Source organism: Streptomyces sp. BE303 (genome assembly GCF_036290945.1).
GTDB lineage: Bacteria > Actinomycetota > Actinomycetes > Streptomycetales > Streptomycetaceae > Kitasatospora.
This window is the reverse complement of the sequence record NZ_JAQYWZ010000826.1, coordinates 56,030-75,412: the sequence shown is the minus strand read 5'-3', so window position 1 is coordinate 75,412 and position 19,383 is coordinate 56,030. Positions and strand designations below refer to the sequence as shown.

At 76.2% G+C, this 19,383-nt stretch carries 19 protein-coding genes and 2 pseudogenes; 14 read left to right on the top strand and 7 right to left on the bottom strand.

The features are described 5' to 3' along the window. The first annotated feature begins 301 nt into the window (after nucleotides 1–301). From PUR56_RS29045 to PUR56_RS29020, 6 genes are all read left to right on the top strand, one after another. Nucleotides 302–1,387, top strand: a complete 1,086-nt coding sequence (locus tag PUR56_RS29045; protein WP_329881805.1) for an S-(hydroxymethyl)mycothiol dehydrogenase — start codon at nucleotides 302–304, stop codon at nucleotides 1,385–1,387. After that, nucleotides 1,384–2,019, top strand: coding sequence for an MBL fold metallo-hydrolase (locus tag PUR56_RS29040; protein WP_329881806.1), 636 nt, complete (start codon nucleotides 1,384–1,386; stop codon nucleotides 2,017–2,019). The genes PUR56_RS29045 and PUR56_RS29040 overlap by 4 nt, the downstream gene beginning before the upstream one ends. 222 nt (nucleotides 2,020–2,241) lie before the next feature. Then, complete coding sequence (locus tag PUR56_RS29035) at nucleotides 2,242–2,643, top strand: pyridoxamine 5'-phosphate oxidase family protein (RefSeq protein ID WP_329951114.1); 402 nt, start codon at nucleotides 2,242–2,244, stop codon at nucleotides 2,641–2,643. 234 nt (nucleotides 2,644–2,877) lie between these two features. Further along, a complete protein-coding gene (locus PUR56_RS29030) occupies nucleotides 2,878–4,140 on the top strand; it encodes a cytochrome P450 family protein (protein WP_329951113.1) in 1,263 nt (420 codons plus the stop codon). An 82-nt stretch (nucleotides 4,141–4,222) separates the two neighbouring features. Continuing rightward, nucleotides 4,223–4,387 carry a hypothetical protein gene (locus PUR56_RS29025; protein ID WP_329951112.1) on the top strand — a complete coding sequence of 55 codons (165 nt, stop codon included), beginning with the start codon at nucleotides 4,223–4,225 and terminating at the stop codon, nucleotides 4,385–4,387. After that, nucleotides 4,380–4,568, top strand: coding sequence for a hypothetical protein (locus PUR56_RS29020; protein ID WP_329951111.1), 189 nt, complete (start codon nucleotides 4,380–4,382; stop codon nucleotides 4,566–4,568). Before PUR56_RS29025 ends, PUR56_RS29020 begins: the two co-directional genes overlap by 8 nt. On the opposite strand, the gene PUR56_RS29015 is transcribed toward PUR56_RS29020, so the two are convergent. Both PUR56_RS29015 and PUR56_RS29010 read right to left on the bottom strand, forming a co-directional pair. Further along, a complete protein-coding gene (locus PUR56_RS29015; RefSeq protein WP_329951110.1) occupies nucleotides 4,541–5,725 on the bottom strand; it encodes an alpha/beta hydrolase family protein in 1,185 nt (394 codons plus the stop codon). The genes PUR56_RS29020 and PUR56_RS29015 overlap by 28 nt on opposite strands. A gap of 160 nt (nucleotides 5,726–5,885) precedes the next feature. Beyond that, on the bottom strand, nucleotides 5,886–7,178 hold the full coding sequence (locus PUR56_RS29010; RefSeq protein ID WP_329951109.1) for a DUF5685 family protein: 1,293 nt from the start codon (nucleotides 7,176–7,178) through the stop codon (nucleotides 5,886–5,888). Nucleotides 7,179–7,409: 231 nt separating this feature from the next. On the opposite strand from PUR56_RS29010, the gene PUR56_RS29005 reads away from it, so the two are divergent. Genes PUR56_RS29005 through PUR56_RS28995 form a run of 3 tightly spaced genes read left to right on the top strand, consistent with a single transcriptional unit; the run spans nucleotide 7,410 to nucleotide 10,323 of the window. Next, nucleotides 7,410–7,973: a helix-turn-helix domain-containing protein gene (locus tag PUR56_RS29005; protein ID WP_329881813.1), complete on the top strand. Its 564-nt coding sequence runs from the start codon at nucleotides 7,410–7,412 to the stop codon at nucleotides 7,971–7,973. After that, complete coding sequence (locus tag PUR56_RS29000; RefSeq protein ID WP_329951108.1) at nucleotides 7,970–9,568, top strand: MFS transporter; 1,599 nt, start codon at nucleotides 7,970–7,972, stop codon at nucleotides 9,566–9,568. Before PUR56_RS29005 ends, PUR56_RS29000 begins: the two co-directional genes overlap by 4 nt. Before the next feature lie 59 nt (nucleotides 9,569–9,627). Next, nucleotides 9,628–10,323, top strand: coding sequence for an alpha/beta fold hydrolase (locus PUR56_RS28995; RefSeq protein ID WP_329881815.1), 696 nt, complete (start codon nucleotides 9,628–9,630; stop codon nucleotides 10,321–10,323). A 59-nt stretch (nucleotides 10,324–10,382) separates the two neighbouring features. Here the strand turns inward: PUR56_RS28995 and PUR56_RS28990 are convergent, their stop codons facing one another. Further along, nucleotides 10,383–11,837: a DUF2252 domain-containing protein gene (locus PUR56_RS28990; RefSeq protein WP_329951107.1), complete on the bottom strand. Its 1,455-nt coding sequence runs from the start codon at nucleotides 11,835–11,837 to the stop codon at nucleotides 10,383–10,385. Between the two features lie 295 nt (nucleotides 11,838–12,132). Here PUR56_RS28990 and PUR56_RS28985 point away from each other — a divergent pair, with 295 nt between their 5' ends. Next, on the top strand, nucleotides 12,133–12,540 hold the full coding sequence (locus PUR56_RS28985) for a ribosomal maturation YjgA family protein (protein ID WP_329951106.1): 408 nt from the start codon (nucleotides 12,133–12,135) through the stop codon (nucleotides 12,538–12,540). 118 nt (nucleotides 12,541–12,658) lie between these two features. On the opposite strand, the gene PUR56_RS28980 is transcribed toward PUR56_RS28985, so the two are convergent. Continuing rightward, nucleotides 12,659–13,441, bottom strand: a complete 783-nt coding sequence (locus PUR56_RS28980; protein ID WP_329951105.1) for an SGNH/GDSL hydrolase family protein — start codon at nucleotides 13,439–13,441, stop codon at nucleotides 12,659–12,661. 515 nt (nucleotides 13,442–13,956) lie between these two features. On the opposite strand from PUR56_RS28980, the gene ddaH reads away from it, so the two are divergent. Both ddaH and PUR56_RS28970 read left to right on the top strand, forming a co-directional pair. Further along, nucleotides 13,957–14,784 (top strand): dimethylargininase, encoded by an 828-nt coding sequence (gene ddaH, locus PUR56_RS28975; protein WP_329881819.1) that lies wholly within the window; start codon nucleotides 13,957–13,959, stop codon nucleotides 14,782–14,784. A 185-nt stretch (nucleotides 14,785–14,969) separates the two neighbouring features. Continuing rightward, on the top strand, nucleotides 14,970–15,380 hold the full coding sequence (locus PUR56_RS28970) for a PPOX class F420-dependent oxidoreductase (protein ID WP_329951104.1): 411 nt from the start codon (nucleotides 14,970–14,972) through the stop codon (nucleotides 15,378–15,380). Nucleotides 15,381–15,390: 10 nt separating this feature from the next. Here the strand turns inward: PUR56_RS28970 and PUR56_RS28965 are convergent. Both PUR56_RS28965 and PUR56_RS28960 read right to left on the bottom strand, forming a co-directional pair. Beyond that, a pseudogene (locus tag PUR56_RS28965) lies at nucleotides 15,391–15,717 on the bottom strand (LutC/YkgG family protein); the annotation flags it as partial. 129 nt (nucleotides 15,718–15,846) lie between these two features. Beyond that, a pseudogene (locus PUR56_RS28960) lies at nucleotides 15,847–16,236 on the bottom strand (hemin transporter); the annotation flags it as partial. Nucleotides 16,237–16,560: 324 nt separating this feature from the next. Here PUR56_RS28960 and PUR56_RS28955 point away from each other — a divergent pair. Then, nucleotides 16,561–17,409, top strand: coding sequence for an SAM-dependent methyltransferase (locus PUR56_RS28955; protein WP_380362985.1), 849 nt, complete (start codon nucleotides 16,561–16,563; stop codon nucleotides 17,407–17,409). Between the two features lie 40 nt (nucleotides 17,410–17,449). Here PUR56_RS28955 and PUR56_RS28950 read toward each other — a convergent pair whose 3' ends face one another. Next, entirely contained in the window at nucleotides 17,450–18,286 is an 837-nt protein-coding gene (locus tag PUR56_RS28950) for an SDR family NAD(P)-dependent oxidoreductase (RefSeq protein ID WP_329951103.1), read from the bottom strand. An 88-nt stretch (nucleotides 18,287–18,374) separates the two neighbouring features. On the opposite strand from PUR56_RS28950, the gene PUR56_RS28945 reads away from it, so the two are divergent. Next, nucleotides 18,375–19,334 carry a helix-turn-helix transcriptional regulator gene (locus tag PUR56_RS28945; protein ID WP_329951102.1) on the top strand — a complete coding sequence of 320 codons (960 nt, stop codon included), beginning with the start codon at nucleotides 18,375–18,377 and terminating at the stop codon, nucleotides 19,332–19,334. The last annotated feature ends 49 nt before the right edge of the window (nucleotides 19,335–19,383 follow it).

Sequence of the window (19,383 nt, the reverse complement as noted above, 5' to 3'; positions counted from 1 at the left end):
CAGCTACGATTCCAGCCAAGGCCGGGGCGCCGAGAGCACGTTGACGGGCGCTCGGCAACGCTCGCGCGCCCCTGCGGGCGGCCGGTTCCGCCCGCCGCGAGGACCGGTTCCGCCGTCCTCCCGGCCCCCGCGCCGAACCCGGCCCCGGGTGCCTCCGATCCCGTGGTGAGCCGGATCACCGGAGCCGTTCCACGGAAGGCCGCCGGGCCGGACGCTAGGCTTCGTGGGCGAGTCGTCGGACTCGCGTCGACGCAGGTCAAGCCGGTTGCAGAGTCGCGCCGGCCGACGGAGGTGGAATCGGATGGCCCAGCAGGTCAAGGCAGTCATCGCGCGTGCCAAGGGCGCGCCCGTAGAGGTGACGACGATCGTCGTCCCCGATCCCGGGCCGGGTGAGGCGGTGGTGCGGATCCAGGCCTGCGGTGTCTGCCACACGGACCTGCACTACCGCGAGGGCGGCATCAACGACGAGTTCCCGTTCCTGCTGGGCCACGAGGCCGCAGGCATCGTCGAGTCGGTCGGCGAGGGCGTCTCCGAGGTCGCTCCCGGTGACTTCGTGATCCTCAACTGGCGCGCCGTCTGCGGCCAGTGCCGCGCCTGTCGGCGCGGGCGGTCCCAGTACTGTTTCAACACCCACAACGCCAAGCAGCGGATGACCCTGCTGGACGGCACCGAGCTGTCCCCGGCCCTGGGCATCGGTGCGTTCGCGGAGAAGACGCTGGTCGCCGCCGGCCAGTGCACCAAGGTGGACCCGGCCGCCGAGCCGGCCGTCGCCGGCCTGCTCGGCTGCGGCGTGATGGCGGGCATCGGCGCCGCCATCAACACCGGCAACGTCGGCCGGGGCGACACGGTCGCCGTGATCGGCTGCGGCGGCGTGGGAAGCGCGGCCGTGCTCGGCTCGCGGCTCGCCGGCGCGGCGAAGATCATCGCGGTGGACATCGACGACCGCAAGCTCGCCACCGCCGAGAAGCTCGGCGCCACCCACACCGTCAACTCGAAGGACACCGACCCGGTCGAGGCGATCCGTGAGCTGACCGGAGGCCACGGCGCCGACGTGGTCGTCGAGGCCGTCGGCCGGCCGGAGACCTACCGGCAGGCCTTCTACGCCCGCGACCTGGCGGGCACGGTCGTCCTGGTCGGCGTGCCGACGCCCGAGATGCAGCTGGAGCTGCCGCTGCTGGACGTGTTCGGGCGCGGCGGCGCGCTGAAGTCCTCCTGGTACGGGGACTGCCTGCCCTCGCGGGACTTCCCGATGCTGATCGACCTCTACCTCCAGGGCCGCCTCGACCTGGGCGCGTTCGTCACCGAGACCATCGAACTCGACGCGGTGGAGCAGGCGTTCGAGCGCATGCACCACGGCGACGTGCTCCGTTCGGTGGTGGTCCTGTGAGCGGCGCGGCCCGGATCGACCGGCTGGTCACCGCCGGCACCTTCGAACTCGACGGCGGCAGCTGGGAGGTGGAGAACAACGTCTGGATCGTCGGCGACGACGCCGAGGCCGTGGTGATCGACGCGGCCCACGACGCCGAGGCGATCGAGGCGGCGCTCGGCGGGCGACGGCTGGTCGCCATCGTCTCCACCCACGCGCACAACGACCACATCGACGCCGCTCCCGCGCTCGCCGAGCGCACCGGCGCGCCGGTCCTGCTGCACCCGGACGACCTCCCGCTGTGGAAGCTGACCCACCCCGACCGCCTCCCGGACGGCGAGCTCGCCGACGGCGGGCGCATCGAGGTGGCCGGCACCACGCTGACCGTCCTCCACACGCCCGGCCACGCCCCGGGGGCGGTCTGCCTCTACGCCCCCGACCTGGGCACGGTGTTCACCGGCGACACCCTCTTCCACGGCGGGCCCGGTGCCACCGGCCGCTCGTTCTCGCACTTCCCGACCATCATCGACTCGATCCGGGACCGGCTGCTGACGCTGCCCGGGGAGACCGTCGTCCGGACCGGCCACGGCGACCCGACGACCATCGGCGCCGAGGCACCCGCCCTCGCGGAGTGGATCGCCCGCGGGCACTGATCCGGGGGAGCCGCCGCAGGGGTGACCGTGCGGCGGCGTGGACGCGGCCCGGTGCGCCCCGCACCGGGCCGCGCGCGTGCCCGGCCGCGGCGGTGCGGGCCGGACCCGCACGGGCCGGTCCCGCCGGGCGGCCGGGACCGGCGGCGCCGGAGGAAGCCGGTGCCCGGTGGGCGGGGCGTCCGGTGGGCGGGGCGCCCGGTCCGGCGACGTACGATCGCGGGCATGGCCCATGATCCACGCGAGCTCGACGAAGCCTTCCTCGCCTTCTGGCAGGAGCGGCACATCTCCACGCTGACCACCCGGCGGCCCGACGGGACGCCGCACGTGGTGCCGGTGGGGGTGACGTACGAGCCGGAGGCGGGGATCGCCCGGGTGATCAGCAGTCGGACCAGCCGGAAGGTGCAGAACGTGCTGGCGGCCGGGGCGGAGGGCATGCGGGTGGCGGTCTGCCAGGTGGACCGGGCCCGCTGGTCGACGCTGGAGGGCGTGGCCGTGGTCCGGGACGAGCCGGCGGAGGTCGCCGAGGCGGTGCGGCGCTACACCGAGCGCTACCGCGAACCGCGGGTGAACCCGGACCGGGTGGTCATCGAGATCGCCGTCGACCGGGTGCTCGGCCGGGCCTGAGACCGCCTCGGCCGCCGGACGTACCTCCGGGGTCCCCCGGCGAGCCCGTCCCCCGGCCCCCGGCGTGTCCGCCGGCGTGTCCCCCACCGCCTCCGGCGGTGGGGAGGCGTGCTTGTCGGGTCCACCGTCCGCTGGCAAGCTGTGGCGGGATCGCCCCGGAGTGCACCCGGGGCCCCGGGGCACGGTTCCGGCCGCACCCCCCGCAGCGCCTGACGACGCCTCAGGAGGCCCTCCGTGGAACGCGACCGCTGCCCCGTCCGGCTCGACCCGGGCGGCCGTGACATCCACGGCGAGGCCCGCCGGGTCCATCAGGACGGTCCGGTGGCCCAGGTGGAACTCCCCGGCGGCGTGGTCGCCTGGTCGGTGGGCAGCCAGCGGCTCGTCAAGCAGCTGCTGGCCGACCCGAACGTGTCCAAGAACGCCCGGCAGCACTGGACCGCCTTCGCCGCCGGCGAGATACCCGCCGACTGGCCGCTGATGCTCTGGGTCGCGGTCGAGAGCATGTTCACCGCGTACGGCGCCGACCACCGACGGCTGCGCCGCCTGGTGGCCGGCGCCTTCACCGCCCGGCGCACCGAGGCGCTGCGCCCGCGCGTCGAGGGGATCGTCACCGGGTTGCTCGACGGCCTGGCCGCCGTCGCCGAGCCCGGCCGGGTCGTCGACCTGCGCGAGGGCTACGCCTACCCGGTGCCGATCCAGGTGATCTGCGAGCTCTTCGGGGTGCCGGACCACCTGCACGAGGGTCTGCGGAGGTGCGTGGACGGCTTCTTCGACACCACCATCACCCCCGAGGACGCCCACGCCAACGGCGAGCGGGTGTACGTGCTCCTCTCCGAGCTGGTCGCGATCAAGCGCGAGACGCCCGGCGACGACCTGACCAGCGGGCTGATCGCCGCGCGCGACGCGGACGGCGACGGCGGCTCGCTCACCGAGAAGGAGCTGCTGGACACCCTGCTGCTGGTGCTCAGCGCCGGGCACGAGACCACGGTCAACCTGCTGGACAACGCCATCCACCTGCTGCTCACCCACCCCGAGCAGCTGGACCTGGTCCTGAGCGGGAAGGCGGGGTGGAGCGACGTGATCGAGGAGACCCTGCGGGTACAGTCCCCCGTCGCCAACCTGCCGCTGCGCTACGCCGTGGAGGACATCCGGGCGGGCGGGGTGCTGATCGGCCGGGGCGAGCCGATCCTGGCCGCGTTCGCCGCCGCCGGGCGGGACCCCGAGGTGCACGGTGCCGACGCGGACGTCTTCGATCTGCGGCGCCCCACCAAGGACCACCTGGCGTTCGGCCACGGTGCGCACTTCTGCCTGGGCGCTCCGCTGGCCCGGATGGAGGCGCAGATCGCGCTGCCGGCCCTCTTCGAGCGGTTCCCGGACCTGGCGCTGGCGGCGGGGGCCGGCCTGGCGCCGGTGGAGTCCTTCATCTCCAACGGGCACCGGCACCTGCCGGTGGTCCTGGTCCCGTCCGCCCCGGGCGCGGGCCGGGCCGACGGCTGACACCCCGGGGCCCCGGGGGCGGGAGGCGGCGGGAGTGACGGGTGTTTATCGCGCGTTGATCGCCGTCGCCTAACGTCGGGGCATGAACGAGGGAACGACGGGGGACCAGGGCGTGCGGGCCCTGGCGGAGGGCCGGATGACGGCCGAGGACACCGACCGGTTCCGGGTGCTGCTGGCCCGGCTGGAGGATTCGCTGGCGGCCGACCGGCGGTCGGCGGGGGCGAGATCGGTGGCCCGGGATGTCTGAGGCCGGTGGCGGCCGTACCCGGGGAGCCGAGGTGCTGCCGCTCTGGGTGCGCGGTCCGGAGCACGCCGGGGGCGAGTTGCGGGAGGCGGTGCCGGCCGGCGCCGCCGGGCCCGTCGCGGGCGCGGCGCCGGCCGGACCGGCCGGTGAGGCGGGCTACTTCACGAAGCGGACGTCGGGGTAGGCGCGGGACGGCCGGTCGAGCAGCGGGCCCGGGCGGTCGCGCAGGTGCCGGTCGAGGAACGCGCCGAGGTAGGCGCGGGTGGCGGCCAGCGCGCGGGTGCCGCGGATCGTGCCGAAGCTCTCGTCGGCGAGCTCCGGCGGCAGCTGGTCGCGGACGCCGAACGCGTCGACCTGCCAGTGCACGTCCGAGAAGGAGAGGTGTCCTGCCTCGGGCAGGTCCAGCCAGCGGCGCCAGCCGCCGAGCCGGTTCCAGGTGTCCTCCCAGTTGGCCGCGGATTCGGCCGAGCCGCCGAGCCGGGCGCTCAGCAGCAGGACCGGCCGGGAGAGGCCCTCGGCGGGCGGGACGAAGACGGTGCCGTCCAGGTCGGCGGCGGCCCGGATCCGGCCGTCCTCGCGCATCGCCTCCAGGGAGCCGGCCCCGCCGAGCGAGTGGCCGGCGGCGCCGATCCGCGCCGGGTCGATCGAGAGGCCGCGCACCGGGCCCCTGCCCGGGGCGGTGAAGCGGTCGATCACGAACCGGAGGTCGCGGGCCCGGCTGCGGGAGACGTCCACCCCGAAGGCCCACGGGTCCTCCGGCTCCCCGCAGATCAGGCAGGGCTCGATCCGGCCGTCGGGGAACTGCACGGAGGTCTCGTAGGTGTGGTCGACGACGGCGACCGCGTAGCCGCGGGAGGCGAGGTCCTCGGACAGGGCGGTCAGCGAGGTGCGGCTGTTGCCGAAGCCGGGGGAGAGCACGACGAGGGGGAGGCGTCCGCGGGCGGGCGGCGCGTCGGCCAGGGCGTTGGTCCGCACGGTGCTCGCGTCGAAGAGGCCCCGGTACAGGGCGTGGGACAACTCCGGTGACACGTAGGCCGGGTGGCTGCCGCGGGTGGTGCCGGCCGGGTACCGGACGGTGACCATCAGTTCGCGGGACGGCGTGCCGGTCCGCCACGGATCGGGCCGGCTGTCGTCCACCAGGCGGACGTCGGTGACGCCGACCGGCTGATGTCCGGTCGGGGCGGGGACCCGGGGCGCGCCGCCGGCCGGGGGGCGGTGGCCGGCGGCGCCGGGGGTCGGGGCGGGGGGTGCCGCGGCGGCGGCCGGACCGGCGAGGGTCAGCAGCAGGGCGACGGGCAGGCCGAGCAGGGCGGCGGAACGCCACCGAGTGGTCTTGGACATGACGCCACGTTAGGTCGGGTTCTCCGGGCGGCACGTCGGCCCGCCGGTGGACGGCGGCTACGCCGGGAGGCGGACCCGGCGCGGCCGCCCGTACGCCGGAGGTCCGGGGCCGGGTCCGCCCGTGGTGGGGGGCGGCGGGCCGGTGGCGGCCGGCCGGGGCTCAGCAGTCGCAGCCGCACCCGTCGCAGCCGCACCCGCAGTCCGAGCAGCAGCTGCTGTTCTCCCCGCAGCACTGGCAGCAGTCGCAGCAGTCCGAGCAGTTGGAGCAGTCGCACTGGTGGCACCAGCCCTCGCGGCGTTCGCGGGAGAACGGGTCCTCGTGCTCGCAGCAGCACAGTTGGCACGTGCAGGCCATCAGGGCCCACATGGCGCAGCCGGCCAGCAGGTTGCGGCGGTCCGGCGGTGGGGCGCCGGGCGGGGTGAAGCCGGGGCCCTGTGGGATCCAGGGCGGGACGGGCGCGCCCGGGCCCTGCGGCGGGGCCTGGTCCGGGTCGTGCCGGGGCGGTGCTTGGTACGGGTTGGAGCCGGCGGGCGCGGTGCCGGGTGCGCCGGCCGCCCCGGAGCCGGTCCTGGTGCGGCAGGCGGCGGTGTGCGCGGCGGGGCCGAAGACCCGCTCGACGGCGCGTTCGGTCTCGTGGGCGAGCAGGACGTGCACCAGGGTGCGGTCGGTCAGCTCGACCTCGGCCAGTGCGAGGCGGATGCCGTGCACGGCGTCGCGGCAGAGGCGTTCGGCCTCGGCGCGGGCGGTCCCGGTCGCGGTGAGCGGGTTCCACGCGCCGCTCGCGGCGTCGGCGGCCTCGTCCTCGGCGGCGTCCAGCAGGTGCGCGAGGCGGCCGAACAGCCGCCCGGCCTCGGTCAGCGGTGCGGCGTTGCCCGGCCGGCCGGCCAGGACGGCGGTGTGCGCGAAGGCCGCGGCGGTGGCGCTCTCGGTGGGCTCGGTGACCAGCAGGACGGACCCGCCGACCTGCAGTCCGCGCTCCAGTTCGCCCTGGCGGGCCGCCGCGTCGAGCAGGACGGCGGTGTCGAAGCCGACCACCGACGCGCTGCCCGCGCTCCGCCGGTCCCACCGCCGGGTCACCGCGCGCGCCCCGGCGGCGACCGGGCGGCGGGCGAAGACGCCGTCCCGGTCCTCGACGTGGTCGCGGATCTTCACCGAGGCGAGGGTCAGCGAGACGGCGGCGGCGAGCCGGGCGCCCTCGCCCCGCGCGACGGAGGCGGTCCGCATGCCGCGCAGCGGGCAGGGCCCGGCGGTCCGCCGCCCGCCGGGGGCGTCGGCGGCGGCCTGGGCCTCGACCAGGACCGAGATGATCAGACCGTCGTAGTTGGTGGCGGTTCGGGCCAGCTGCCCGTGGTCGTCCCGCAGGGCGAGGCAGAGCCCGCAGAGGTGGGCCATCCACGTGGCCTGCAACCGTTTGGAGAGCCGGTGCCGACACGGTCTGATGATGCCGAACATGTGATCCCCCGTGATGCGCGTGGGCCGTCCGGCCCATGGTCGCGGACATCATATGATCGGCGGCCGGTGTCGCAGAAGCCCAGGTCGGCCACCGTGAAGCCCGGGTCGGCCACCGTGCCGTCCCCCGGCGCCGGCGCCGACCGGCGGGAGTGCGCGGCTCCGCCACCCCGCCGTGGGACGGCAGGCGGGAAGCCCCGAAGCGGATCCCATATCCGGGATAGGATCGCGGATATGGGAATCGAGACGGCCGCCGACGAGCGGCTGGCAGGGCGGTTGGCCGAGTTGCGGGTCGAACGCGGGTGGACGCTGGAGGAGTTGGCGCGGCAGGCGGACGTCAGCCGGTCGACACTGTCCCGGGTCGAGCGGGCGGAGGTGAGCCCGACGGCGGCGCTGCTCGGACGGCTCTGCGCCGTCTACGGGCGGACCATGTCGCGGCTGCTCGCCGAGGTGGAGTCGGCGCCCGCGCGGCTGGTGCGGGCCGACGAGCAGTGGGTCTGGCGGGACGAGGCGACCGGGTTCGTCCGGCGGTCGGTCTCACCGCCGCACGGCTCGCTGCGCGCCGAGATCGTGGAGGGGCGGCTGCCGGCCGGCGCCGACATCGCCTACGACCGGCCCTGCGCGCTCGGCGTGGAGCACCACCTCTGGCTGCTGGAGGGCCGGTTGGACCTGACCGTCGACGGGGAGGCGCAGCCGCTGGCGGCCGGCGACTGCCTGCGGTTCGTCGCCGAGACCACCCGCTTCCGTTGCCCCGGCCCGGAGGACGCCCGGTACGCGCTGGTGGTGGTCGTGCCGTGACGGCCACCACCGACCGCGCGGCGTCCACCCCGCCGGTCAAGGAGCGCTTCGACGCCGCCGGGCGGCGCGTGCTGCTGGTCTGCGTCGCGGGCGGCTTCACCACCCTGCTCGACCAGTCGGTGCTCAACACCTCGATCCCCGCGCTGCGCGAGTCGCTGCACGCCCAGCCCGCCCACCTCCAATGGATCGTCGCGGGCTACTCGCTGGCCTTCGGACTGGCCCTGATACCCGGGGGGCGGCTCGGCGACGTCAAGGGCCGCAAGTGGTTCTTCGTCTCCGGGCTCGCCCTGTTCACCGTCGTCAGCCTGCTCTCGGCGTCCGCCACCGAACCGTGGGTGCTGGTGACCGCCCGGCTGCTCCAGGGTGCCGGCGCCGGACTCGTGAACTCGCAGATGATCGGGACCCTCCAGGACGTCTTCGGCGGCCAGCTGCGGGCCCGTGCGCTCGGCCTCTACGCCGTCACCGGCGGGCTGGCCTTCGCACTCGGCCCGCCCGTCGGCGGCGCGGTGCTGGCGGTCGTCGGACCGGAGTACGGCTGGCGGATCACCTTCCTGCTCAACGTCCCGTTCGGGCTGGCCACCGTGCTGCTGGCCGCCCGCTACCTGCCGCGCCCGCGCCCCAGCGCGCGGCACGCCGACCTCGACCTGGTCGGCCTGCTGCTGGTCGCCGCGCTGACTCTCGCGCTGATGCTGCCGTTCGTCCAGCCGCCCGGCTGGACCGGCTGGCTCGGCTTCGCCGCCGGGGCGGTGCTGCTGCTCGGCGCGCTGGCCTGGTGGCAGCGGCGCTACGCCCGGGCCGGCGGTCACCCACTGATCCACCCGGCGCTGATCCGCTCGGCGCCGTACGCGCTGGGCACGGCGGTGGCGATGGCCCAGTTCGGCTCCTCGCTGGCGGCCGGGCTGGTGCTGACGATGTTCCTGCAGGACGGCCTCGGCCTCTCGCCGATGGGGGCGGCCCTGGTCTCGCTGCCCTCGGCGGTGGCCATGGGATTCGCCTCGGCGGTCGCCTGGCGGGTGGTCCAGCGGTTCGGCCGGCGGACCGTCACCGCCGGCATGACCGGTTCGGCGCTGGTGATGCTGGCCGGCGGCCTGGTCGCGCACTGGGCTCCGGCCGGGCCGCTGCCGTGGCTCCTCGCGCTGCTGCAGCTGCTGGGCGGCGCGGCGGTCGGACTGATGACGGCGACCAACCAGGCGTACGTACTGCGCCACGCGCCGTCCGAGGCGGCCGGAGTGAGCGGGGCGATCCTGCAGATGGCGCAGCGGATCGCGGCGGCGGTCAGCATCTCCGCACTCTCCGGCGTCTACCTGCGGGCGACGGGCGACGGTGGCGGACACCGGGCCGCGTACGCGTGGGCGACCGCGGTCTGTGCGGCGGTGGCCGGCCTGGCGGTGGTGGCGTCGATGCTCGCCGGCCGGGCCGCGGGACGGGACGGCGGGACGCGGACCGGTGAGGCTCCGGAGCGGCCGGCGGAGGAGACGCGGGAGGGGGGACCCGGATCGGGGGCGGGGGCGTCGGCCTCGGCGCCCGGAGCGGCCCAGGCTCCGGCCTCCGGCGCGCCGTCCGGATCCGCCTCCGGTGCGGGACCGGGGAATTGAGCGGCGGGCGAACGGCCGCTCCGTCCCCGGGCCGGCCGGGGCGCCGTACGGTGAGCGGCATGACTGCTCATCGCACGGTCGACCTTCCCGAGCTGTCCCTCGCCTACCGGGAGAGCGGACCGGCCGACGGCCCGCCGCTGGTGCTGCTGCACGCGCTCGGCGAGCGGGCCACCGACTGGGACGACGTCCTGCCCGCCCTGGCCCCGCACCACCGCGTCTACGCGCTCGACCTGCGCGGCCACGGTGACAGCGGCCGACCCGGCCGGTACGCCGTCGAGCTGATGCGCGACGACGTGCTCGGCTTCCTGGACGCCCTCGGGCTGGAGCGGGTCGACCTGCTCGGGCACTCGATGGGCGGCGTGGTCGCCTACCTGGTCGCCCAGGAGCGGCCCGAGCGGGTCGCCCGGCTGGTGCTGGAGGACGTCCCCGCCCCCCACCCGCGCCCGGCGAGCCCCGTGCCCGACCGGCCCGCCGGCCCGATCGACTTCGACTGGGCCGTGGTGAAGGCGGTCAAGGGACGGATGGACCGGCCGGACCCGCGCTGGCTGGAGCGGATGACGGCGATCACCGCGCCCACCCTGGTGGTGGCCGGCGGCCCGGCGAGCCACGTGCCGCAGGACCGGATAGCCGAGCTGACCGGGCTGCTCCCGGACGGGAGGGCGGTCACCGTCGAGGCCGGGCACCTGGTGCACCGGACCCGGCCCGCGGAGTTCGTGGCGGCGGTCGCGCCGTTCCTGGAGCCGGCGGGGTCCTGAGGCCCCGGCCGGCCGCTCCCGCGGGTCCGGCCGGACCGGGGCCGGGCCCCGGGGGGGCGTCAGACCCCGTGCTCGGCCGGGAGCCGGCCCGCACGGATCGCCGCGACCAGCTCGGCGTGGTCCGCCTCGGTGCGGTCCGCGTACGCCACCGCGAACCCGGCGACCGCTTCGTCCAGCGCCTCGTTCTTGCCGCAGTAGCCGCTGATCAGGCCGGGGTCCGCGGTGTGTGCATGGGCCCGGGCCAGCAGGGCGCCGGTGATCCGGGCGTAGTCGTCCAGCTGCGCGGGCAGCAGCGCGGCCGGGTCGACGCTGCCCTTGCGGTTGCGGAACTGCCGCACCTGGTAGGGGAGTTCGTCCACCGTGGTCCAGCCGAGCAGGGTGTCGCTGACCACCTGCATGCGCTTCTGGCCGAGCACCACCCGGCGGCCCTCGTGGACCTCCGGCGTCGTCACGGGGTAGCCCGCGCGGGCCAGGTGGGGCAGCAGCACGGACGGCCGCGCCTCCTTCACCTGGAGCACGAGCGGCTGCTCGCGGTGGTCGGTGAGCAGCACCACGTACGAACGGGTGCCGACGCTGCCGGTGCCCACCACCCGGAACGCCACGTCCTGCACCCGGTAGCGGGAGAGCAGCGGGTGCAGTTCGGCCGGGACCGTCCGCACGTACGCGCCGAGCGCGGTGGCGACGGCGGAGGCCGTGTCGTCCGGCACCTCGCTGAGCACCGGGGGCGCCGCCGTGAAGCGGTGGCCGCCGTCCTCCGCCCGCACGGTCGACCTGGCGGCGAAGCGTGCGCTGGTGTTGCCGAGCGCCTTGGCGCCGACCCTCTCCAGGACCTCGGTGAGGTCGTGCGCCTGGGCGAAGGAGACCAACTGCTCGTCGGCGACGGCGTTCCAGGCGTCCAGCGCCGGCAGCTTGGCGAGCGTGCGCATGGTCCGGCGGTACGCGCCCGCCGCGTCGAACGCGGCCCGGCGGGCGGTGGTCTCGTCCGCGCCGACCGCCCGGCCGGCCAGCACCAGGCTGGTCGCGAGCCGCTTGAGGTCCCACTCCCACGGGCCCGGGACGGTCTCGTCGAAGTCGTTGATGTCCATCACCAGGTGGCCGCGGGCGTCGCCGTACAGGCCGAAGTTGGCCGCGTGCGCGTCGCCGCACAGCTGGGCGGTTATCCCGCTGGTGGGGGTGACCGCGAGGTCGGCGGCCATCAGACCGGCCGAGCCGCGGAGGAAGGCGAACGGGGTGGCGGCCATCCGGCCCAGCCTTATCGGCACCAGATCGGTGAGGCGGCCGGCGTTGGACGCCTCGATCGCCGCCACGGCGGACGGGCGGTCGCCGGAAGGGGCGAACTCGGCGTGCCGCTCGCGCGGGGTGCGGGTGCGCAGGTCCTTGCCGCGGTCGCGGGACCGGCCGTCCTGGCGCGGCGCGAAGCCCTCGACGGCGAACCGCCGTCCCCGGCCCTGCCCGGCCTCCGTCGTGTCCGCCGCCACCCCGGACCCGTTCACCGCATCGGTCAGCTGCGTCACTGTGCCCCGCCCTGTTCTGTCGTTCCCGCCCGCGACCCGCACGGACCCGGTCCCACACGGACCGGCCAGCAGGTTACCGGGCCGCAGGCGCGGCCCGCCGGGAGGGAGGGACGTCGGGCGGGGCGGCGGCGGTTCCGAACGGTCCGCGGGAGGCGGGGGCGGGGGCGCGGAAGGCGCTGCGGGGAGGCCGTGGCGACACCCCCGGCTCGCGGTCGCCGCCGCGGTCGAGTCCCCGACGTCGGCGGAGCGGCGCCGGCCGTCGGTGCCGGGTCCGGCGGCTGGTTAGGGTACCGGAATGGATGATCTTCGAGGGCGCGGCGCCGTGCGTGCGGTGGCCGTGGTGGCGGCGGTGCTGGCGGTGGCGGCCGGGCTCGGGGTGCGCGCCGCGGTCGGCGGGGAGGTCGCCAAGTACGCCGGGGACGCGCTGTACACGGTGCTGGTGTACGCGCTGGCCGTGACCGCGGCGCCGGGCCTGCGGCCGGTCGCGGCCGGGGCGTGGGCGGCCGGGCTGAGCTGGGCCGTCGAGCTGTTCCAGCTCACCGGGGTCCCGGAGGAGCTGGCCCACCGCAGTGCGCTCGCCCGGCTGGTGCTCGGCTCCACCTTCAACCCGCCCGACCTGCTCTGGTACCTGGTCGGTGCGGTCCTGGCCGCGCTCGTGCACGCGGGTGCGGGGCGGGCCGGCCCGCCCGGCCGCCGGGTCTGAGGCAGCCGCGGGCCGGGTGCCACCGCCGGTCGGGGCGCGGCGGTGGCGCGGCGGTGGCGCGGCGGTGGCTCCGGACGGATCCGGGGGCCGGTGGTCCGGTCGAGTCTCCGACGGGGCGTCAGAGCGGCATGAGCTCCGGCCGCTTGGCCTCGACGTGGTCGCCCGAGGACTCGCCGCGCAGGCGGCGGCCGACCCAGGGGATCAGGTACTCGCGGGCCCACTGCAGGTTCTCGCGGCGCTGCTCGGCGGGGGACGCCACCGGCAGGACCGGCCAGGGCGCCTCCGGGTCCTGCGCGGTGCGCAGGCCCAGCGAGCGGGCGGCCAGCAGGGCGACCCGCTGGTGGCCCTCCGGGGAGAGGTGCAGGCGGTCCTCGCTCCAGGCCCGGCGGTCCTGGACGGCGCGGAGCGACCAGAGGTCGGCCACCTTGCAGCCGTGCCGGTCGGCGACGGCCCGCATGTGGCTGTTGTAGGTGGCGATCTTGCCGCGGAGGTGCTTCAGCAGCGGCACGCCGCGGGTGTCGAAGCCGGTGCAGATGAGTACCGTCCCTGCCGCCTCGACGAGTTGGACGACGGCGGCCTCGAACCGCTCGGCCACCTCGTCCGGGTCGCTGCCGGGTCGCAGGATGTCGTTGCCGCCGGCGCAGAAGGTCACCAGGTCGGGCCGGATGCGCCGGGCCTGCGGCACCTGCTCGGCCATGACCTGGTCGAGCAGCCGGCCGCGCACCGCGAGGTTGGCGTAGCGGAAGTCGCCCGGGGGCTGCCCGTCGGCGAGCAGCCCGGCGAGCCGGTCGGCCCAGCCGGCGAAGGCACCGCCGACGCCGGGGTCGTTCAGGCCCTCGGTGAAGCTGTCCCCGATGGCGACGTACGAACTGAGGTCAAGGGTCTCCTGGAGATTCGGCATGAAGGAGATAGTTCACTGTCTCAAGTAACCTACGCCACCGTAGGTGGCCGGTGGCGGTACGTGAGATCGGCCACGTACCGTTCGGGGAGCCCTCCGGCGGTGGGCGGGGGTGGTCCGGGAGGTCGGCGACGGGGCGGGCCGTACGACCGGGCGGGGCGTCAGGAGGTCTACGGCGGAGACCGGTTGCCGGTCTCGCGGGGCGGCGGCCCTTCCGCTTCCGCGGCCCGGTGACCGGCGGGCCGCCCGCCCTTCGGGCCGGTCGGAGTCGGGCGGGTGGGTGCGCTCCCCGTGCGCCGGGGGACGCGCCGGCGGATGCGCCGGGTGCGCGGGGGACTGCGTCGTCCGGCGTTCCCGCGCGGGTGTACGAACGGCGCCGTCCGGGCAGCGGCCCTCTGGACTGCGCGGCACGGTCCCGGCGCCCGACCGGACACCTCGCCCGGCGGCCACCGCCCCGCAGCCGTCACCGAGCACCGAGCACCCCGAACCCCTCACCCCCGGACGGCGGAGGTCGCCGCATGCCGAACCGAATCCCGGAGCGCGCCGCGAAACCGCGGCGCTACCTGATGTGCCGGCCGACGTACTTCACGGTCGACTACACGATCAACCCCTGGATGGACCCGTCCCGGCCCACCGACACCGAGCTCGCCGTCCTCCAGTGGGAGCGGCTGCGCGCGCTGTACGGGCGGCTCGGCCACACCGTCGAGCTGATCGATCCGGTGCCCGGGCTGCCCGACATGGTCTACACGGCCAACGGGGCGACCGTGCTCGGCGGCCGGGCGCTGGTCGCGACCTTCCGCCACCCCGAGCGGGCCGGCGAGTCGGACGCCCACCAGGCCTGGTTCCGGGCCGCCGGCTACCGCGAGGTGCAGCGGGCCGGGCACGTCAACGAGGGTGAGGGCGACCACCTGGTGGCCGGTCGCCGGGTGCTGGCCGGCACGGGCTTCCGCACCGACCCGGCCGCGCACGCCGAGGCCCGCGCGCTCTTCGGCGTCCAGGTGCTCAGCCTGACCCTGGTCGACCCGCGCTTCTACCACCTGGACACCGCGCTGGCCGTCCTCGATGAGGACCAGGTCATGTACTACCCGGAGGCGTTCACCCCGGACAGCCAGGCACTGCTGCGCAGCCTCTACCCGGACGCGATCCTCGCCGACCGGGCCGACGCCGAGGTGTTCGGGCTGAACGCCGTCTCCGACGGGCGCCGAGTGCTCCTGCCGGAGGCCGCCAAGGCGCTGGCCGCGCGGCTGACCGAGCAGGGGTACGAGCCGGTACCGGTCGACGTCTCCGAGCTGCTCAAGGGCGGCGGCGGCCCCAAGTGCTGCACCCTGGAGCTGCGCCCCGCGTAGGGCGGGCCCGGCCGGGCAACGCGGATCCGCCCGACCCGGCCGGGCGCCCGGCCGACCTGACCTCCCGCCCGGAGGCCCGCCCCGGAGGCCCGTTCCGGAGGCCCGTTCCGGCCCGGCAGAACCGGCCGGTCAGGCTGACCGGGAGAGCTTGACCTCAACCACGCTTGAGCTTCTAGGGTCCAGGCATGATCTTCACCGCGAGGGAACTCGCCTACCTGGCCGCCCAACCGCTGGCGCGCCTGGCGACCATCGGCCCCGACGGCCGCCCGCAGGTCCGTCCGGTGGGCTTCCGGCTCAACGACGACGGCACCATCGACATCGGCGGACCCGACATGGCCCGCAGCCGGAAGTACCTGAACGCGCAGGCCCGCCCCGAGGTCGCCGTGCTGGTGGACGACATGGCCCCGGCCGACGACCCGGTCGCGGGCGGGTGGGGGCGCGGCGTCGAGATCAGGGGGGAGGCCGAGACGCTGGCGGTGGAGGTGCCGCCGGTGGCGCCCGGCTACTTCAGCCGGGACATCATCCGCGTCCGCCCGCGCCGGGTCGTCGCCTGGAACCTGGGGGAGCGGGGGACCTTCGCGCGCGACGTCGGGTGAGCCCGGCCCGTCACCGGGGCGTGGCCAGGACGACCTCCAGGGTGCGCGGACCGTGCACGCCCTCCACCCGGTTCAGCTCGATGTCGCTGGTGGCGGACGGGCCGGAGATCCAGGTCTGAGGTCGGGCCGGGTCGAGTCGGGGGAGGGCGAGCGGGACGGACGCGACCACCTGGCCGGGCGCCAGGACGACGCAGACGTGGTGGTCCGGGACGAGGCTGAGCAGCCGGCGGCCCTGCCCCGGGCCGCCGTCCAGGACGAGCGTGCCGGTCTCGGCGATCGCCAGGGCGCAGCCGGTCACCACGCTGTCGACGGCGTCCAGCCGTGCGGCGGTGAGGGCTCCGCCGGGGCCGCCCCGGCGCCGGACCGGCCGGCCCGTCGGTGATCGTACCGAGCGGGCCGGCCGGGCGGCAGGGCACCACGCCGCGGGGGCGCGGCGCCGGAGCGGGGCCGGGCGGGGCGGTCGTGCTCAGGCGTCCCGGCCGAGCCAGAGGTCCGGACCGAACACCTCGTAGTGGATGTCGGCGGCGGGGACGCCCGCCGCCAGCAGCTGCCCCCGCACCGAGCGGAGGAAGGGCAGCGGGCCGCACAGGTAGGCGGTGGTCCCGGTCGGGACCTCGACCGTCGACAGGTCGACCAGGCCGGTGCGGTCGGCGGGCCAGTCGCCGAGCGGCCGCTCGTAGAAGACGTGCGCGGTGCCGGCCGGGAGCTTGGCGGTGAGCCGGGTGAGGTCGGCGCGGAAGGCGTGCGAGAGCTGGTCGCGGTCGCCGTGGACGGTGACCACCCGGCGGGTGGAGCCGGTGGCGGCCAGGTGGGCCAGCATGGCGGTGATCGGGGTGTTGCCGATGCCGGCCGACGCTGCACACGGGGTGCGGGCCGGGCCCGCTGCCCGCGCGGGCAGCGATCAGGGCAGCGATCAGGGAAGTGATCCGGACGGTGGTGGGGGCGGTGCGGGTCGGGTCGGTGCGGCGCAGGGGGCCGACGTGGCCGCAGAAGCGGGCCGGAGGCCGCTCGGCGGCCCGTCCGAGGGGCCGCCCGGGGGCCCGCCCCGGGGCCCGGAACTCGCGGCCACCACCTGCGGATTACGGTTACCATGCGCACCATGGGTCCGCCGCCCGGCTGATCGCCGGGGCCGGGCACGGGTGACACGGAAACGACAACGGGGTCGAAGGGGAGGGCGAGGATGTCGCGCGCTGACTGGGTATCGGGGGACCGGGGCGGGGAACAGACCGGGTGGACGGGCGTCGACCTGCGGATGGACGTCCCGCACTCGGCGCGGGTCTACGACTACCTCATCGGCGGCAAGACCAACTTCGAGCCCGACCGGGTCGCCGCCCACGCCTCCGTCAAGGCCTGGCCGGCCCTCCCGGTCTCGATGCGGACGACCCGCACCTTCATGGAGCGCGTCGTCCGCCACCTGGCGGAGAAGCACGGCGTGCGGCAGTTCCTGGACATCGGGACGGGCATCCCCACCTCGCCCAACGTGCACGAGATCGCCCAGGGCGTCGCGCCGGATGCGCGGGTCGTCTACGTCGACAACGACCCGATCGTGCTGACCCACGCGCGCGCCCTGATGTCCAGCACCCCGGAGGGCCGCACCGCCTACCTGGACGCCGACCTGCGCGACGTCGACTCGATCCTGGACTCGCCGCGCCTGCGCGAAGTGCTCGACCTCTCCCGGCCGGTGGCGCTCTCGCTGATCGCGATCGTGCACTTCGTGCTGGACGGGGACGACCCGCAGGGCATCGTCCGCCGGCTGATGGACCGGCTCGCCCCCGGCAGCTTCCTCGCCCTGACCGTCTTCACCGGCGACACCGACCCGGTCGGCGTCGGCGGCGTCGGTCGCGAGTACAACGCCCGGGGCATCCCGCTCCAGATCCGGGACAAGGCCGAGACCCTCGCCTTCTTCGACGGCTACGACCTGCTCGACCCCGGGGTCACGCTGGTCCACCACTGGAACCCGGACCCGGACGCCGCGCCGGTGCGGGACGCGAGCATCGCGATGTACGGGGGCGTGGCCGTCAAGCGCTGAACCGCGGCGCCGCCGGGCCGGGGGAGGCGGCGCGTTCGCCTCAGCTGTTCCGCAGGATCCGGTAGGCCGTCCCCGGGTGGACCCGCAGCAGTGCGAGCAGCGTCCGTGAGACGCCGACCGCGATCACCGGCCGGCCGCGCTCCAGCCCGCGGACGACGGCCCGGGCGGCCAGGGCCGGCGGGATCTTGCGGGCGGCGCCCTCGCGGCCGGCCGTCATCGGCGTGTCCACCAGGGGCAGCACCACCTCCTGGACCCGGAGCCACGGGGTCTCGTCCTCGGCCCGGTAGCGCAGCGACCGGAGCAGGGTGTGCACGGCGGCCTTGGTCGCGCAGTAGACCGGTGCCGACTTCTTGGGCGCGTAGGCCAGGCCCGAGGTCACCGCGACGAAGGCCGTCTCGCGGCCCGGGCCGCCGCCGCGGGCGGCGCCCCTGCGGGCGCTCCCGGAACGGCCCGGGTCCCCTGCGCTCCCGGCGGTTCCGGCGGTTCCGGCGCTCCCGGCGGCGGGGCCGGTGAGGTGGGGCCAGCTCGCGGCGGCCAGTTCGACCACCGAGCGCAGGTTGACCGCGAGCTCCTGCTCGGCGAGCGCCAGGACCTCGAGGTCCGGCCCCCGGGTCAGGTCGATCAGGTGCTGCACGCCCGCGTTGGCCACCACGACGTCGAGTCCGCCGAGGAACCCGGCGGCGAGGTCCACCACCCGCGTCGCCTCGCCCGCCACCGCGAGGTCGGCGGTGAACGACCCGAGGCCGGCCCCCGACCGGTCCGCCCGCCGTCCGCAGGTCACCACCCTCGCCCCGGCGGCGGTGAGGGCCCCGGTCAGGGCGAGGCCGACCCCGCTGGTGCCGCCGGTGACGAGGATGCGCTTTCCGTTCACGTTCATGGCGGCCAGCCTGGGGCCGGGTGCGGGCGCCGGCTTGTACCAGTGCGCCACCGCCGCGGGCCCCGGCAGCCGCCGGTAGCATCGCGCCGTGCCCACCGCCGTACGGGAGATGGCGCGGACCGTCCACCCGGAGCTGGCCGGCGCCGCGCTCGCCGCGCTGCTCCGGCACGGGTCCGGGCCGCTCGGGCCGGCCGGGCGGACCGTGCGTCGGCTGCTCGCCGCCGGTGCCCCGGTGCCCGAGGGCGTGCACCGGGAACTGCTGGGTGCGCTGTACGGCTGCGGACGGGAGGCGGTCTCCGACGCCGGGCGGCTGCTCTTCGAGCGGCCGCGGGATCCGCTGCTGCGCGCGCTGATGACGGGGGACGACATGGCCGCGCTGATCGCCCGCGCCCGTCCGGTCGAGCTCTGGCTCCACGTCGGCCACCGGACCCGGACGGTGCTGCGACCGGGAGAGCTGACGGTCGGTCACCGGCGTTACCTGGGCGGTGATCCGGTGTCCGCCGAGAGCGTCTTCGTCTGCGCGGTGCACACCGCCGCTGTGGCGGCCGTGACCGGACGCCCGGTCGAGGTGGCGCTGCTCGCCGCGAACGGCGCCGTCCTGGCACCCGACGCACCCTGGCGGCCCGGTCCGGCGCCCACCGTCCGGGGGTGGCGGCTGCGGTGGGACGAGCGGGCCGGCCCGCCCGGTCCCGCCCGGCCCTCCACCGCCGGGGCGTCCGCCACCGGCCTGCCGGGTGCGGCACGGGAACTGATCGCGGGAGAGCCGGCGGCGGACTGGCGGCTCTCCGCCGTGGCCGCCGCACTGGGCGTCGCGCCGCGTACCCTGCAGCGTTCCTTCACCCGGGCGGGGACGACCTTCCAGGCCGAACTGGCCGCCGTCCGGCTGGACGTCGCCGGCCACCTGGTCCGCCGGACCCGGCTGCCGCTCGCCGAGATCGCGGCCGCCGCCGGCTTCACCGACCACCCGCACCTGACCCGCCGCTTCCGTGCGCACCACGGCTGCGGGCCGGCCGAGTTCCGCCGCCGGGGCGCCGGCGGGGCCGAGTGACGGAAGGGGTGTGGAGAGAGCCGTGTACCCCCGAGGTGCTGTCTGCCAA

Bases quoted from the DNA above. Each gene is read 5' to 3' on its own strand.
- PUR56_RS29045 (WP_329881805.1), top strand. From the start codon at position 302: ATGGCCCAGCAGGTCAAGGCAGTCATCGCGCGTGCCAAGGGCGCGCCC.
- PUR56_RS29035 (WP_329951114.1), top strand. From the start codon at position 2,242: ATGGCCCATGATCCACGCGAGCTCGACGAAGCCTTCCTCGCCTTCTGG.
- PUR56_RS29025 (WP_329951112.1), top strand. From the start codon at position 4,223: ATGAACGAGGGAACGACGGGGGACCAGGGCGTGCGGGCCCTGGCGGAG.
- PUR56_RS29020 (WP_329951111.1), top strand. From the start codon at position 4,380: ATGTCTGAGGCCGGTGGCGGCCGTACCCGGGGAGCCGAGGTGCTGCCG.
- PUR56_RS29015 (WP_329951110.1), bottom strand. From the start codon at position 5,725: ATGTCCAAGACCACTCGGTGGCGTTCCGCCGCCCTGCTCGGCCTGCCC.
- PUR56_RS29010 (WP_329951109.1), bottom strand. From the start codon at position 7,178: ATGTTCGGCATCATCAGACCGTGTCGGCACCGGCTCTCCAAACGGTTG.
- PUR56_RS29005 (WP_329881813.1), top strand. From the start codon at position 7,410: ATGGGAATCGAGACGGCCGCCGACGAGCGGCTGGCAGGGCGGTTGGCC.
- PUR56_RS28995 (WP_329881815.1), top strand. From the start codon at position 9,628: ATGACTGCTCATCGCACGGTCGACCTTCCCGAGCTGTCCCTCGCCTAC.
- PUR56_RS28985 (WP_329951106.1), top strand. From the start codon at position 12,133: ATGGATGATCTTCGAGGGCGCGGCGCCGTGCGTGCGGTGGCCGTGGTG.
- PUR56_RS28980 (WP_329951105.1), bottom strand. From the start codon at position 13,441: ATGCCGAATCTCCAGGAGACCCTTGACCTCAGTTCGTACGTCGCCATC.
- ddaH (WP_329881819.1), top strand. From the start codon at position 13,957: ATGCCGAACCGAATCCCGGAGCGCGCCGCGAAACCGCGGCGCTACCTG.
- PUR56_RS28970 (WP_329951104.1), top strand. From the start codon at position 14,970: ATGATCTTCACCGCGAGGGAACTCGCCTACCTGGCCGCCCAACCGCTG.
- PUR56_RS28955 (WP_380362985.1), top strand. From the start codon at position 16,561: ATGTCGCGCGCTGACTGGGTATCGGGGGACCGGGGCGGGGAACAGACC.
- PUR56_RS28950 (WP_329951103.1), bottom strand. From the start codon at position 18,286: ATGAACGTGAACGGAAAGCGCATCCTCGTCACCGGCGGCACCAGCGGG.